This is a genomic window from Prescottella equi (genome assembly GCF_020171745.1).
Taxonomy (GTDB): domain Bacteria; phylum Actinomycetota; class Actinomycetes; order Mycobacteriales; family Mycobacteriaceae; genus Prescottella; species Prescottella equi_A.
In genome coordinates this window covers 249,973-264,093 of sequence record NZ_JAIVAH010000004.1, presented here as the reverse complement: position 1 = coordinate 264,093, position 14,121 = coordinate 249,973, and the positions used below count along the sequence as shown (strand labels likewise).

Annotated in this window: 12 protein-coding genes; 9 read left to right on the top strand and 3 right to left on the bottom strand. The window is 69.5% G+C overall.

Going from position 1 to position 14,121, the window contains the following annotated elements; translation table 11 throughout:
• Position 1: 1 nt before the first annotated feature.
• Positions 2–589 (top strand): HD domain-containing protein, encoded by a 588-nt coding sequence (locus LCL87_RS02580; protein ID WP_225016334.1) that lies wholly within the window; start codon positions 2–4, stop codon positions 587–589.
• Between the two features lie 84 nt (positions 590–673).
• Here the strand turns inward: LCL87_RS02580 and LCL87_RS02575 are convergent, their stop codons facing one another.
• On the bottom strand, positions 674–1,153 hold the full coding sequence (locus LCL87_RS02575) for a cupin domain-containing protein (RefSeq protein ID WP_225016326.1): 480 nt from the start codon (positions 1,151–1,153) through the stop codon (positions 674–676).
• Between the two features lie 68 nt (positions 1,154–1,221).
• On the opposite strand from LCL87_RS02575, the gene LCL87_RS02570 reads away from it, so the two are divergent.
• Complete coding sequence (locus tag LCL87_RS02570) at positions 1,222–2,601, top strand: DUF1254 domain-containing protein (protein WP_225016324.1); 1,380 nt, start codon at positions 1,222–1,224, stop codon at positions 2,599–2,601.
• Positions 2,602–2,623: 22 nt separating this feature from the next.
• Here LCL87_RS02570 and LCL87_RS02565 read toward each other — a convergent pair whose 3' ends face one another.
• Entirely contained in the window at positions 2,624–3,694 is a 1,071-nt protein-coding gene (locus LCL87_RS02565; RefSeq protein WP_225016322.1) for an NAD(P)-binding domain-containing protein, read from the bottom strand.
• Between the two features lie 170 nt (positions 3,695–3,864).
• Between LCL87_RS02565 and LCL87_RS02560 the strand changes: the two genes are divergently transcribed.
• Both LCL87_RS02560 and LCL87_RS02555 read left to right on the top strand, forming a co-directional pair.
• Positions 3,865–4,596, top strand: a complete 732-nt coding sequence (locus LCL87_RS02560) for an enoyl-CoA hydratase (RefSeq protein WP_225016320.1) — start codon at positions 3,865–3,867, stop codon at positions 4,594–4,596.
• A gap of 16 nt (positions 4,597–4,612) precedes the next feature.
• Positions 4,613–5,710, top strand: coding sequence for an MBL fold metallo-hydrolase (locus tag LCL87_RS02555; RefSeq protein WP_225016318.1), 1,098 nt, complete (start codon positions 4,613–4,615; stop codon positions 5,708–5,710).
• Positions 5,711–5,728: 18 nt separating this feature from the next.
• On the opposite strand, the gene LCL87_RS02550 is transcribed toward LCL87_RS02555, so the two are convergent.
• Positions 5,729–8,104, bottom strand: coding sequence for a glycoside hydrolase family 3 C-terminal domain-containing protein (locus tag LCL87_RS02550; protein WP_225016316.1), 2,376 nt, complete (start codon positions 8,102–8,104; stop codon positions 5,729–5,731).
• 79 nt (positions 8,105–8,183) lie between these two features.
• Between LCL87_RS02550 and LCL87_RS02545 the strand changes: the two genes are divergently transcribed.
• From LCL87_RS02545 to LCL87_RS02525, 5 genes are all read left to right on the top strand, one after another.
• Positions 8,184–10,649, top strand: coding sequence for an HAD-IC family P-type ATPase (locus LCL87_RS02545; protein WP_225016313.1), 2,466 nt, complete (start codon positions 8,184–8,186; stop codon positions 10,647–10,649).
• 106 nt (positions 10,650–10,755) lie between these two features.
• Positions 10,756–11,406 carry a ScbR family autoregulator-binding transcription factor gene (locus LCL87_RS02540; protein ID WP_225016311.1) on the top strand — a complete coding sequence of 217 codons (651 nt, stop codon included), beginning with the start codon at positions 10,756–10,758 and terminating at the stop codon, positions 11,404–11,406.
• Positions 11,407–11,474: 68 nt separating this feature from the next.
• Complete coding sequence (locus tag LCL87_RS02535) at positions 11,475–12,161, top strand: PaaI family thioesterase (RefSeq protein ID WP_225016309.1); 687 nt, start codon at positions 11,475–11,477, stop codon at positions 12,159–12,161.
• A 40-nt stretch (positions 12,162–12,201) separates the two neighbouring features.
• Positions 12,202–12,393, top strand: coding sequence for an antitoxin (locus tag LCL87_RS02530; RefSeq protein WP_225016307.1), 192 nt, complete (start codon positions 12,202–12,204; stop codon positions 12,391–12,393).
• Between the two features lie 90 nt (positions 12,394–12,483).
• Positions 12,484–14,094 (top strand): Na+/H+ antiporter, encoded by a 1,611-nt coding sequence (locus tag LCL87_RS02525; protein ID WP_237691671.1) that lies wholly within the window; start codon positions 12,484–12,486, stop codon positions 14,092–14,094.
• The last annotated feature ends 27 nt before the right edge of the window (positions 14,095–14,121 follow it).

Below are 14,121 nucleotides of genomic sequence, written 5' to 3'. Positions count from 1 at the left end.
CGTGAACGCAATCAGCACACCGGAACCCCAGGTGTCGTTCATCCGTATGGACGACGCGACACCCGAGGAACTGTCGCTCATCGTCGAGCTTTCGAAGAAGCACCTGAACGAGAAGTTGGTCGAGACGATGGTCGACCTTCTCGAACACCTGAAGGGTCCCACGCTCGGGTACCGCGTCGATCGCTACGAGCATTCGTTGCAGACCGCTTCGCGCGCATTTCGTGAAGATGCGCGGGTCGACATGGTCGTGGCGGCACTTCTGCACGACGTGGGCGACGCGATGGCGCCGGCGAACCACGCCGAGTTGGCAGCGTCGATCCTGAGGCCGTACCTGGACGAGGAATCCGTCTGGGTGGTCGAGCATCACGGCTTGTTCCAGGGCTACCACTACTTCGACAAGATCGGGTTGGACCCGAACGCGCGTGAGCGTCACCGCAAGAACCCCTTCTTCGACGCGACGGCGCACTTCTGCGGCTCGTGGGACCAAGTCTCCTTCGACCCGGACTATCCGACGATGCCACTGGAGTCCTTCGTTCCGGCACTGCGCGAGGTGTTCTCGAGGCCGGCGACGGGATACCGCACCGAGTGACTGCCCGGAACGCGGTATCTGCGGGAATCCGGGGTCGGTACCGACGACGGTGACGGCCCCGGATCCGCTCGCCACGGGAGTTCGTCAGAACTGCGCCGGCGACGGCATGGGGTACTCCTGCCCCTCGACGCGGAAGTCGGCGAAGTCGAAGCCGGGGACCACGATGCAACTGACGAGGCCCGCCTCGTCGCCGATCGGCCGTGCCCGCTGCCACGCGCAGGGCGGCACGATCACCTGAGGGCTCTGCCCGGACGAAATATCCGGTCCGACTACATGTGTGGTGATCGCATCGGGGCTGTCGCCGTCGCCGCCGATCTCGAGCAGGATCGGGCTGCCGCGGTGGTACAGCCAGATCTCGGTGCCGCGCACCGTGTGCCACGCGGACTGCTGTCCGGGTTCGAGCAGGAACAGGATCGCGGTCCCCGCCGAGCGTGCCCCGCCGAACATGTTCGGCAGTGCCACGCCGGGCAACTCGATATCGCTCCGCCAGGTTTCGCAATACCAGCCGCCCTCGGGGTGAGGGGCGAGATCGAGGGTGGATGCCCACTCGGGAAAATCGGTCACGAGACCATGATGAACCGAATCTTTCCGTATCGCGAGCGCAGGCCGGTTCGTGATGGTGAGATGGCCACATGGCCCACCCGAGTGAGGATTCGGCAGTTGGTTCGAATTCGGCAGCGAGTGTCGAATCGGTCGTGAGCGCGTTCGTTTACGGATTCGCTCCGGTCTTCAATCTGTCCCAGGTCGAGCGGTTCGTGACCACAGGAGTCGGAGCGAACTCCGCTGCGCCGTTCAATTCGTTCAGCCATGCGGCCGGGCTCGCGGGCCCCGACGACACGTTCGTCTCGATCAACAACGACACCATCTATTCGATGGCTCAGCTGGATTTGAGTGTCGGACCGCTCATCCTCGACGTTCCCGACACTGCGGACGCGTATTTCGTACTGCAGTTCGTGGACGCCTGGACGAACAATTTCGCTTATATCGGAAAGCGGGCAACCGGGACGAAAGCCGGTCGCTACGTTCTGGTTCCACCGGGCTGGCCGGGTGAGCTGCCCTCGGACGCCACCGCGGTGCACTGTTCGACGCGCATCGTGTCGATCGTCGGCCGGTGGGCGTGCGACGGACCCGACGATGTCGACCGGGTTCGCGCTCTGCAGGAGGAGATCTCGCTGACGCCTCTTGCCACGAAGGACCCGGAAGGTCTGCCGGAGCCGGACCCGGCGGTGCCCGAGGAACTGGTGTTCTGGGAGAAGCTCCGGCTCTACCTGCAGGCGTTTCCGCCGGCCCCCCGGGACGTCGCGCTGCAGCAGGCCTTCGCGCCGCTCGGGTTGCTCGAGTCCGGGGCGTCGCCGTACGTGGATCCCGATCCCGCGCTGAAGAAGCTGCTCGTCGAGGGCGCTGAGCAGGGGAAGGCACGGGTGGAGCAGGCGTTGAAGTCGGGTTCGGACACGACCGTCGTCAACGGCTGGCACCAGGCGTTCCACATCTTCGACTACAACGACGACTTCTTCGAGATCGGCACCGTCGACAGCCCGGAGTGGCGAATCTCGGACCGGGCCACGGCGATCGGCATTCGAGCGGCCGCCGCGATGGGTGGGTTGTGGGGCAACCACGGGTATGAGGCCGCCTACAGCCAGATCTACACCGACACGACGGGTGCCCAGCTCACCGGCGAGCACACCTATGCGATCACGTTCGCCTCGCCGCCGCCGGTCGAGGCATTCTGGTCGATCACGATGTACAGCATGCCGCACTTCTACCTGGTGTCGAACCCGATCGAGCGGTACTCGATCGGTGACCGCACACCGGGTCTCGTCTACGGTGACAATGGTTCGCTGACACTGACTCTGAGTGCCACCGAGCCCGCGGATCCGGTGGCCCGCGCCAACTGGCTGCCGACGCCGGCCGGGCCGTTCCGGCCGCTGCTGCGGATGTACATCCCGGACAAGGCGGTGTTGGACGGCAGTTACGAGATGCCGCCGATCGTGAAGGTCGCAGGCGAGGACTGAGACGGCGAGAGCCGATCCGCCGTCACCGCTTCAGAAACTGCATCAGCTCCCGGGCGGCGGCGCGGCCGGCACGGTTGGCGCCGATCGTCGACGCCGACGGGCCGTACCCGACGAGATGCACCCGCGGATCGGCCGCGACCTGCGTCGCCAGGCGGCCCGTCATCGTGATGCCGCCGCCGGGGCCCCGCAGCCGCAGCGGCGCGAGATGATCGAGCGATGAGCGAAAACCCGTGCACCACAGGATGACGTCGGCACGCTGCTCGGTCCCGTCGGCCCACCGGACGCCGGTTTCGGTGATCTCGGAGAACATCGGGAGCCGGTGCAGGACACCGCGTTCCCGGGCAGCGCGGATGGCGGGCGTCACGGGAAGCCCGGTCACCGAGACGACCGAGCCCGGCGGCAGCCCGCGTCGGACCCGATCCTCGACGAGCGCGACGGCGGCGCGCCCGATCTCGGGAGTGAACGGTTCCTCCCGGAACTGCGGCTCGCGGCGCGTCACCCACGTGGTGGTCGTGACGCACGAGATCTCGTCGAGCAGCTGCACCGCCGAGATGCCGCCGCCGACGACGATCACGTGCTCGCCCTCGAAGTCCCGGGCGCTACGGTAGTCGCGGGTGTGCAGTTGGCGCCCCGTGAACCGTTCGGCGCCGGGCACCGACGGGACGAACGGTCGCTCCCAGGTTCCGGTCGCGTTGACGAGACCGCGCGTCAGATAGGTTCCGTCCGCAGTCTCCACCGCGAGCCGGTCGCCGCGCTCGCACACCACCGGCACGTGCACCGGACGGTGGACCGGCAACTCGAACTGCTTCTCGTAGAGCCCGTAGTAGTGCGGGACGGCATCCGCGGCCTGCACGGCGTCGACGTCCGGCCCGAGCGTCTCGGCGAAGGGCATCCCCGGGAGGTCGTGGACACCGTTGACGGTCTGCAGGGTGAGCGACGGCCAGCGGAACTGCCACGCACCGCCCGGGCCGGGGGCGTGGTCGAGCACCACGAACTCGCGTTCCGGCGCGAGGCCCGATCGGCGCAGGTGGTACGCCGCGGACAGCCCGGCTTGCCCGGCCCCGATGACCACGACGTCGAGCTCGGTGTCCATGCTGCTCCGATCTGTATAGCCTGAATCTGCCGCAACGCTGCCGACGTATCGGTTGTTCCACCGAACTCGGCGTGTCTGTGGATGTTGCGTTACAGGTACTGTTCGGATCGCACCCGCCGGGGCTCGTCAGCAGGGACGGGGCCCGCACCCGAGAAAGCGAGTGGACCCACATGATCGGGACCAGCCGTGACGGCCACGTAGTCACGCTCGAGCTGCAGCGCCCGGAGCGGCGCAACGCTCTCAGTGCCGCGTTGTGCATCGAGCTGCGGGAGGCCCTCGAGAAGGCGGTCGCGGACGAGGCGCGCGTGATCGTGCTGACCGGGCAGGGCACTGCGTTCTGCGCCGGCGCCGATCTGTCCGGCGACGTCTACGCCGAGGGCTTCACCGACCACCTGCTCGGCATGCTGCACACGATCGACTCGATTCCCGTTCCCGTGATCGCGGCCGTCAACGGGCCCGCGATCGGTGCCGGTACCCAGTTGGCGTTGGCCGCCGACCTGCGGGTGGTCGCCCCCGAGGCGCGGTTCGGGGTTCCCGCGGCAAAGCTCGGCATCACGGTCGACAAGTGGACGGTGCGCCGACTGGTGTCCCTCGTCGGCGGCGGTCCCGCCCGGACGATGATGCTCGGCGCCGAGACCATCTCGGCGGAAGAGGCATTCGCGCGCGGGCTGGCCAACAAGTTCGGTGATCTCGTGACCGCACAGGAATGGGCGCGCACCATCTCGGAACTCGCGCCGCTGTCGCTGCGTCACCTCAAGCTCGTCTTCAACGACGACGGCACCCGCGAACCGCAGACCGAGGAGCAGCTCACCGCGCTGTATGCGGCGTGGGGAAGCGACGACGCGCAGGAGGCGCGGGCGGCGCGGCTCGAGAAGCGGGCACCCGAATTCCGGGGCCGATAGGGAAGTGGGGCGGACGATGATCGGCAGGGGAGTGCTCGTCGCGGCGGCCGCCGCCGGGGCCGGCTGGGTGGCCCGCGCCGCGTGGGGGACGTTGCCCGCGCTCGGGGCGTCACGCGCCGCGATCGAACCGTACGCGGAGGGCTCACCGCGCTACCGCGACAGCCGTTTTCACAACTCCGACCCCAGCTCGTCGTTGCCGGCCGGCTCCCAGTCCGGGCTCGCGAAGGCGCTACTCACGCGCGGCAGCACCGGTCGTCCGCGCCGGTCGATTCCGCTCGCGACGCCTCTGGCTCCCGCCGAGGCCGGCGAACTGGCGGTGACGTGGTTCGGCCATTCGAGCGTGCTGCTCGAGGTGGACGGCCGACGGGTGCTCGCGGATCCTGTGTGGAGCGAACGGGTCTCGCCGTCCGCCGTCGTCGGCCCGGCCCGGATGCACCCGGTGCCGATGGCGCTGGCCGACCTCCCACCGATCGACGCCGTCGTGATCTCGCACGATCACTACGACCACCTCGACCAGGCGACCGTCACCGGACTCGCGCGCACGCAGGACGCGGTGTTCGTGGTGCCGATCGGGGTCGGCGCCCACCTGAGGCGGTGGAACGTGCCGGACGATCGCATCGTCGAACTGGACTGGGACGAGACGGCCGAGGTGAACGGGCTGTCCCTCACCTGCACCGAGGCCCGGCACTTCTCGGGCCGCGGACTGGCCCGCGACACGACGCTGTGGTCGTCGTGGGTGATCGCCGGACCCCGGCACCGGGTGTTCTTCGGCGGCGACTCCGGATACACACCGCGTTTCGCGGACCTCGGCAACCGGTACGGACCGTTCGACATCACGCTGCTGCCGGTGGGCGCCTACGACGAGCGCTGGCCCGACATCCACATGAACCCCGAGGAAGCGGTCCGCACCCATCTGGATATTCGTGGCACGCTGTTGATCCCGATCCACTGGGCCACGTTCAACCTCGCGTTCCATCCGTGGGGCGAGCCGATCACCCGACTGCTCGACGCGGCCGCCGCCGCGGAGGTGCCCATGGCGATTCCGATGGTGGGCCAGCGGGTCGACGGACTGCGCCCGCCGGAGCAGAAGCAGTGGTGGGAAGCGCTGGGCTGAGCTGAGCCGCGGGCGAGATCACCGCCGGCGCAGCGCCGTCACCAGTGCGCGGGCACCTCGCAGGCCGTGCCCGTTGCAGATGTCGACGAAGGCCTGCACCGCATCGGGGGTGACCGCGCCCTGCGTGAGCATCGGCAGCATCCGCGGCGGTAGCTCCTGCAGCGACCGTTCGAACAGCAGCGACAGCGGGTCGTCCTCGTCGAGTGTCGGCGCCATCGCCGCGACCCGGCGTCGCATCACCCGGGTCAGCAGGGTCGCCGCGGGATGCCGGATGTCGGCGATCGGGGTGTCCACCGTGTAATGGCCGGGCGAATCGACGACGTTGCCGGGCAGCGGTTTTCCGTACAATTCCGCGAACGCGGTGCGCTCGAACACCGGTGAGCCGTGGTACGCGGCCGGGCCGGGGTCGAAGCCGCCGCGGTCCGACTCGAGTGTCACGGTCGCGGCCATACGGATGTCGCGCGACGATGCGCCGACCCGGATCTCGAAGTCCCCCGACTCGATCGACCAGTCGTCGATCGTGTTGTCCCAGAACGAGAACGCGCGACGATCCACCTGGATCGTGAGCCGGCGGGACTCCCCGGCCACGAGGAAGACCTTCGCGAACGCGGCCAGTTCCTGCTCGGGCCGGAACACCGTGGACTCGACGTCCCGCACGTACACCTGCACCACCTCGCTGCCCGGACGGTCGCCGGTGTTGGTGATGCGCACCGAGACGTCGAAACGCTGCTCGGACGCATCGTCGTTCTCCACCTCGGCGATCCCGAGTTCGGACCACACGAACGTCGTGTAGCTCAGCCCGTGCCCGAACGGGTAGCGGACGTCGAGGCCCGCGGCGTCGTAGTAGCGGTAGCCGACATAGATGCTCTCGCGGTACTCGACCACCGACGGACCGGCGGGCCACACGTGCACCGGATTGTCCGACGTGCGCAGTGGGAACGTCTCCGCGAGACGGCCGCCGGGTTCGGCGTCGCCCGTGAGGATGCGGGAGATCGCGCTGCCCGCGGCCTGCCCGCCCAGGTAGCACTCGACGATCGCGGCGACGTCGTCGTGCCACGGCATCGTCACCGGCGCCCCGTTCGCGAGCACCACGACCACCCGCGGGCACACCTCGGTCACCGCGGCGATCAGCGCGTCGTGGCCCTCCGGCAGGCTCAGGTCCGCGCGGTCGACGCCCTCGGTCTCGTAGCTGTCGGGCAGCCCCGCGAAGACCACCGTGACGTCGGCGTCCCGGGCGACGGCGCGCGCCCCGTCGAGCAGTGCCGGGTCGGTCCGCCCGGACCCGCGCCGATAGCCCGGGGCGTACGTGAGGCGATCGGTGCCGAGCCGTTCGGTCAGATCGGTCCACGCGTCGTCGAGACGGTGCGGGGTGATGCCGGAACTGCCCGCGCCCTGGTAGCGGGGCTGCTTCGCGAACTCGCCGACGACCGCGATCCTCGACGACGCCGCCAGCGGCAGGACGCCGTCGTTCCTGAGCAGCACCGTGCCGGCCTCGGCCGCCCAGCGCGCGAGCGTGTGGTGGGCGGCCGCGTCGTAGCCGGGTGCTGCCGCCCGCGCGGTCTCGGTCCGTTCGATCAGGCGCGTCACGGCGTCGGCAGCACGGGTGACGGAGGCCGGATCCAGTTCGCCGGCGTGCACCGCCGCGAGCACGTTGTCGTCGCCGCGCCCGCCGTAGCCCGGCATCTCCAGATCGAGGCCGGCCGCGAGGCAGCGGGAGCGCCGGGTGACCGCACCCCAGTCGGAGACGACCAGCCCGTCGAATCCCCACTGCTCGCGCAGCACCGTCGTGAGCAACCAGTGGTTCTCGGCGCAGTGGGTGCCGTTCACCCGGTTGTACGCGGCCATCACGGTGGCGGGACCGGCGTCGATCACGGCGTGCTCGAAGCTCGCGAGGTAGATCTCCCGCAGCGCGCGGGCGTCGACGACGGCGTCGACGCTGTAGCGCCGGAACTCCTGGTTGTTGACCGCGAAGTGTTTGAGCGACGCCCCGACGCCGGTGGACTGCACACCGCGGATCCACGCCGCCGCCATCCGGGACGACAGGAACGGATCCTCGGAGAAGTACTCGAAGTTGCGCCCGCACAGCGCGCTGCGCTTGATGTTCGCGCCCGGGCCCAGCAGCACGCTCACCCCCTCGGTGCGCGCCTCGGTGCCGAGCGCGACGCCCACCTCCTCGAGCAGTTCGACGTCCCACGTCGCGGCGAGCGCCGAGGCCGTCGGGAAGCACGTCGCGGGCACCGACTCGGGGGAGTACCCGGACGCGGCCGTCGCCTGCTTCCGGACGCCGTGCGGGCCGTCGGTGAGCATGATCGCCGGCAGTCCTGCCACCGGCGGGGTGTGCGTGTGCCAGAAGTCGGCGCCGGACGTGAGTGACACCTGCTCGCGCATCGTCATGGGGACAGCATGCCCCGGCACGCGGCCGGACCGCGGACCTTCCGACGTCTCGTCGGGCAGTTGGAATAGCCTTCGTGTCATGGCAACGGACGATCCGGTCGACGGCGGCGCAGTCGGCACTCTGGACACCGATCCCCGGCACATCGAGAACGGCCTCACCGCCGACGAGGTGGCGCAGCGGGTCGCGAACGGGCAGACCAACGACGTCCCCGACCGGGCCAGCCGCTCGGTCAAGGACATCGTCCGGGGAAACGTGTTCACCCGGATCAATGCGATTCTCGGTGTGCTGCTGATCATCGTGCTGTCGACCGGATCGATCATCGACGGGATGTTCGGTCTGCTGATCATCGCCAACAGCGGGATCGGCATCATCCAGGAGATCCGCGCCAAACGAACACTCGATCAGCTCGCGATCGTCAGCCAGGCCAAGCCCGTCGTCCGCCGCGACGGCACGGCTGCACCCGTCGCGCCCAAGGACGTGGTGCTCGACGACATCATCGAGCTCGGTCCCGGCGACCAGATCGTGGTCGACGGCATCGTCGTGGAGGCGTCGGCGCTCGAGGTGGACGAGTCGCTGCTCACCGGTGAGGCCGACGCGGTGCACAAGCCGGTGGGCGCGCAGGTGCTGTCGGGCAGCTACGTCGTCGCCGGCAGCGGCGCCTACCGGGCGACCAAGGTGGGCCGCGAGGCGTACGCCGCCAAGCTCGCGGAGGAAGCCAGCAAGTTCACGCTGGTGCACTCCGAGCTGCGCTCCGGCATCGACAAGATCCTCAAGTTCATCACCTACCTGATGATCCCGGCGGGTCTGCTGATCATCTACAACCAGCTGTTCTCGAGCGGCCAGGCGCTCGGTCCGGCCCTCAACGGCATGGTGGCGGCGCTGGTGCCGATGGTCCCCGAGGGCCTCGTGCTGATGACCTCGATCGCGTTCGCGGTCGGTGTCGTCCGGCTCGGCAAGCGCCAGTGCCTCGTGCAGGAGCTGCCCGCGATCGAGGGACTGGCCCGCGTCGACGTCGTGTGCGCCGACAAGACCGGCACCCTCACCGAGAACGGCATGAAGCTCGCCGAGCTGCGTACCGCCAAGCCCGACGACGCGCAGGCCGCCCGCGCGCTCGCCGCGATGGCCGCCGACGATCCGCGGCCCAACGCGAGCATGCTCGCGATCCGCGAGGCACTGTCCGACGATCCCGCGTGGGAGCCCACCGCGGTGGCGCCGTTCTCGTCCGCGAAGAAGTGGAGCGGCCAGTCGTACGGCAACAACGGCAACTGGCTGCTCGGCGCCCCCGACGTCCTGCTCGACCCGGACAGCGACATGGCCCGCCAGGCCGAGGAGGTCGGCGCCCAGGGGCTGCGCGTGCTGCTGCTCGGCAGCAGCGACCGCCCCGTCGACGCACCCGACGCCCCCGGCACCGTGACGCCGCGCGCGCTGGTGATCCTCGACCAGAAGGTGCGCCCCGACGCCCGCGAGACGCTCGAGTACTTCGCGAGCCAGAAGGTGGACGTCAAGGTCATCTCCGGTGACAACGCGGTCTCGGTGGGTGCCGTCGCGACGTCGCTCGGACTGCCCGGCGGCGATCACGCGATCGATGCCCGCAAGCTGCCGGAGGACCCCGAGGAGCTGGCCGACACCCTCGACGAGTCCACCACGTTCGGCCGGGTGCGCCCGGATCAGAAGCGGGCGATGGTCGGTGCGCTGCAGTCCCGCGGGCACACCGTCGCGATGACCGGCGACGGCGTCAACGACGTGCTGGCGCTCAAGGACGCCGACATCGGAGTCGCGATGGGCTCGGGCAGCCCCGCGACGCGCGCCGTGGCGCAGATCGTGCTGCTGGACAACAAGTTCGCGACCCTGCCGTACGTCGTCGGCGAGGGCCGGCGCGTGATCGGCAACATCGAGCGGGTGTCGAATCTGTTCCTCACCAAGACCGTGTACTCGGTGCTGCTGGCGTTCCTCATCGGCATCTCCGGGGTCGGCGCACAGATCTTCGGATTCGATCCGGTGCCGTACCCGTTCCTGCCGCGGCACGTGACGATCGCGGCCTGGTTCACGATCGGTATCCCGGCGTTCATCCTGTCGCTCGCCCCGAACAACGAACGGGCGCGCACCGGGTTCGTCTCCCGCGTCATGCGGCTGGCGATCCCGTCCGGCGTCATCATCGGCATCGCGACGTACGTGTCGTACCTGCTCGCGTACGCGGGTCCCGAGGCCACCGAACAGCAGGTGGAGCAGGCCGGCACGACCGCGCTCATCACCCTCATCATGATCGCGCTGTGGGTGCTCGCGGTGGTCGCCCGTCCGTACACGTGGTGGAAGATCGTGCTGATCGTGGGCTCGGTCCTCGGGTACGTCATCCTCTTCGGGTTCTCCTTCACGCGCGAGTTCTTCAAGCTCGATCCGTCGAACGTCGCCGCGACGACCGGGGCTCTCCTGATCGGTCTGGTGGGTGTCGTGCTGGTGGAGATCGCGTGGTGGGTGACCGGCCGGATCCACGGGGAACACCGGCGTCTGTTCGCGTCGAGCGACGATCTCCCGGGGGTGCACTGACGGCGTCCCGCCCGGTGGGGTGGGCAGGTGCGTGGACAGGTGTCGGGTGGTACGGTCCCGGCAACCGATCACCCGTCGGCTCCCGGGGACTCTGCGGAGGTGCGTAGTGGCACGACAGGCGCGTGCCGTCGCGACCCAGCAGCAGATCGTGCTCCGCGCGTCCGAGGTCTTCGACCGGGTCGGCTACTACGGGGCCCGGGTGGAGGAGATCGTCGAGAGCGCACGAATCACCAAGGGCGCGCTCTACTTCCACTTCGGCTCCAAGGACGGCCTCGCCCGGCACATCATCCGTGAGCAGAACCGCCTCGCGGTGCGGTCGCTCGAGGCCATCGCCGCCACCGACGCGTCGGCGCTCGAGCAGATGGTGATGCTGTGCCACGAGATGGCGCGGCAGACGAGCGATCCGCTCGTGCGCGCCGGGATCCGCCTGACCGTCGAGCTCGGCGCGACCGATGCCCTCGGCGACGCACCGCCGGACCCGTACCTGCCGTGGACGGACTGGGCGACGTGCGTGGTGACGCGGGCCGTCGAGCAGGGGGACATCGTCGAGACCGTGTCGCCCCCGGTCCTCGCTCGGCACCTGATCGGTGCCGTCACCGGCGCGCAACTGGTGTCGCGGGTGCGCAGCTGGTTCTCGGACGTGGACCGGCGCGTCGACGAGATGTGGCTGGTGCTGCTCCCGGGCATCGTTCCGGCCGGTCGCCACGACCGGATCCCGTCGGCCAGTTCCGCACGCTGGTGCGCCGAGACGGTGTGACGCAGACCTCGGTATTGTCCACGTCACGTGCATGATGCACATCGAGTGCATGCGGGAATGAGGCGTTGGTGACGGAATCGGTCGACAGCAAGCAGGGTCTCTATGTCTTCGAGGACCTGACGGACGAGGAGATCGCGCGGGAGGCCGAGTTCTACGGCGACCTCACCGGGAGCGTCCGGGATCTGGTCGAACTCGCGCTGGCCACGGAGTCCGACGACGACGACATCCGGCAGGCGCGCGAACACCTCGAGGCCGCGAAGGCTCTGCTGGCCAAGAAGACTCGACCGCATCCGTACGGGGTGCGCTGGAACGCGTCGGGAAGCCGGCGGGCGTGGGGCAATGCCGTGGTCGGTCTGCGCAACGCGGTCGCGCCGCCGTTGCGGATCCAGCGTGAACCGGACGGGCGCGTGTGGGCAGACGTCGAACTCGGCATGCAGTACGAGGGGCCGGCCGGGCTCACCCACGGCGGCATCTCCGCGCTGCTGCTCGATCAGGTTCTCGGCGAGGCGGCCGAGCACGGCGGCGCACCGGGCATGACCGCGACGCTGACCCTGCGCTACCGGCAGCCGACCCCGCTGGGCCGGCTGCACGTGGAGGCCTGCGTCGACCGCATCGAGGGCGTCAAGACGTTCGTCACCGGCCACATCTCCGGCCCCGACGGCGTGTGCATCGAGGCCGAGGGCATCTTCATCCTGCCGCGCTGGGCACGGGCCACCGACGGTTCGGGCGCGCTGCCGGTCCCCGGTCCGGCCTGACGCTCGGGTCGCCCCCGCGCCGATAGGGGAGAATGTGTTCATGGGATTCATGGATTCGGTCAAGGGCCTGGTCAACAAGGGGCAGGAACTCGCTGCCGAGCACTCGGACAAGGTGCAGGACGTGATCGACAAGGCCGCGGACCTCGCCGACGACAAGACCGGTGGCAAGTACAGCGACAAGATCGACAAGGCGGCCGAGGCTGCGAAGAAGGTCGTGCCGCCCAAGGAGTAGCCGGTGACGGCCGGACCGTGAGCCGCGTGCGATCCGCGGTGTGACCACCGGCACAATCGACGGGTGCACCTGACACTCGTACTGCTCGTCATGATCGTGGCCATCGCGGTGACGAGTCTGGCGAAACGTCGGGACCTGCAGGTCCCGCTCGTACTGGTCGCGTTCGGGTCCGCGGCGTCCTTCATTCCGGGGATGCCGCGGCTCGAACTCGATCCCGAGATCATCCTCGGTGTCGTGCTGCCGCCGCTGCTGTACTCGGCGGCGCTCGACTTCTCGATGGCCAGCCTGCGCCGCAACTTCGCCTCGATCCTCCGGCTCGGCGTGGGCCTGGTCCTGGTGACGGCGTTCGCCGTCGGATTCTTCGCGAACTGGCTGGTGCCCGAGTTCACGCTCGGCGCAGCGCTCGTCCTCGGCGCGGTGGTCTCACCGACCGACGCCGTCAGCGCCGTCAGCGTGGGCCGCAAACTCGGACTGCCGAAACGCGTCCTCGCGATCCTCACCGGTGAGGGACTGCTCAACGACGCGACCGCGCTGACGCTGTTCACGGTGAGCGTCGCCGCCGTCGCGGGCACCCGCGTCGTCGTCGAGCAGCCCGTGCTGTTCTTCCTGTACGAGGTGGCCGGTGGCGTGGGCGTCGGCGTCGTGATGGCCACCGTCGTGCGGTGGGTGCGCGCCCGCATGTACGACTCCCCGCTGGAAACCGTTCTGGGACTGGTGTTGCCGTTCGCGGCGTATCTCGCGGCCGAGTCGCTGGACACCTCGGGGGTGCTCGCGGTCGTCGTCGCCGGGTTCGTGATGGGGCATCACGCGACCAACGTCTCGATCCCCACCCGGCTGCAGGAGCGGTCGCTGTGGGAGACCCTCGACCTGCTGCTCGAGATGTTCGTGTTCGCCTACATGGGGCTGCAGCTCAAGTTCGTGATCGAGGACGTCGCGGACGAGGGCCTGCCGGTCCACCACATCTTCGCGTACGGGTTCGCGGTGCTGCTGGTGGTGATCCTGGTCCGGCCGGTGTGGGTGTTCCTCAACTGGGGCCGGGTGCATCTGCGGCTCTCCCCGCGCCGCTCCCGGTCGACGCAGCCCATCCTGAACTGGCGCCAGAAGGTGGTGGTGTCGTGGGCGGGCATGCGCGGCGTGGTCACCCTCGCGGCCGCGGGCGGTATCCCGGTGCTCACCGCGTCGGGCGATCCGTTCCCCGGCCGCGGCGTCATCCAGGCGATCGCGTTCGTGGTCGCGGTCGGCACGTTGCTGATCCAGGGCGCGACCATCCCGTTCATGATCCGCCGCCTCGACGTCGCCGATCCCGCGGAACTCGAGCGGACCCATCAGCAGACGCTGCTCGCCCGCCGGATCGCCGGCGACGCCGCGGACCGGGCGCTCGCCGAGGTCGCGGCCGGTCCGCCCGCCGGCGTCGACCCGGACCAGTTCGTGCGGGCACTCAACCGGGTGCGGATGTCGGTTCGCGCACAGGCCCGGGTCGAGGAGGCCGAGGGCGACGACGACGGCAACGACACCAAGCTCAAGCAGGCGGGCGCACTGTTCGACTCGGTGCGCCGTCGGGTCCTGCAGGCTCAACGCAGCGCGCTGATCGCCGCCCGCGACGAGGGCGTCCTCGACGACGAGGTGCTGCGCGCCGAACTCGAGTCCCGCGACATCGAGGAAGCGGCCGCCGAACAGCGGGTGCGCAGGCGTCGTGGCTGAGACGGGGTCCTGACGGGCACAATCGAT

What these genes read in the sequence shown, in the direction of transcription:
- LCL87_RS02550 (WP_225016316.1), bottom strand. Translation starts at nt 8,104, where the DNA reads ATGACGATGCGCGAGCAGGTGTCACTCACGTCCGGCGCCGACTTCTGG.
- LCL87_RS02545 (WP_225016313.1), top strand. Translation starts at nt 8,184, where the DNA reads ATGGCAACGGACGATCCGGTCGACGGCGGCGCAGTCGGCACTCTGGAC.
- LCL87_RS02525 (WP_237691671.1), top strand. Translation starts at nt 12,484, where the DNA reads ATGATCGTGGCCATCGCGGTGACGAGTCTGGCGAAACGTCGGGACCTG.
- LCL87_RS02570 (WP_225016324.1), top strand. Translation starts at nt 1,222, where the DNA reads ATGGCCCACCCGAGTGAGGATTCGGCAGTTGGTTCGAATTCGGCAGCG.
- LCL87_RS02560 (WP_225016320.1), top strand. Translation starts at nt 3,865, where the DNA reads ATGATCGGGACCAGCCGTGACGGCCACGTAGTCACGCTCGAGCTGCAG.
- LCL87_RS02530 (WP_225016307.1), top strand. Translation starts at nt 12,202, where the DNA reads ATGGGATTCATGGATTCGGTCAAGGGCCTGGTCAACAAGGGGCAGGAA.
- LCL87_RS02565 (WP_225016322.1), bottom strand. Translation starts at nt 3,694, where the DNA reads ATGGACACCGAGCTCGACGTCGTGGTCATCGGGGCCGGGCAAGCCGGG.
- LCL87_RS02555 (WP_225016318.1), top strand. Translation starts at nt 4,613, where the DNA reads ATGATCGGCAGGGGAGTGCTCGTCGCGGCGGCCGCCGCCGGGGCCGGC.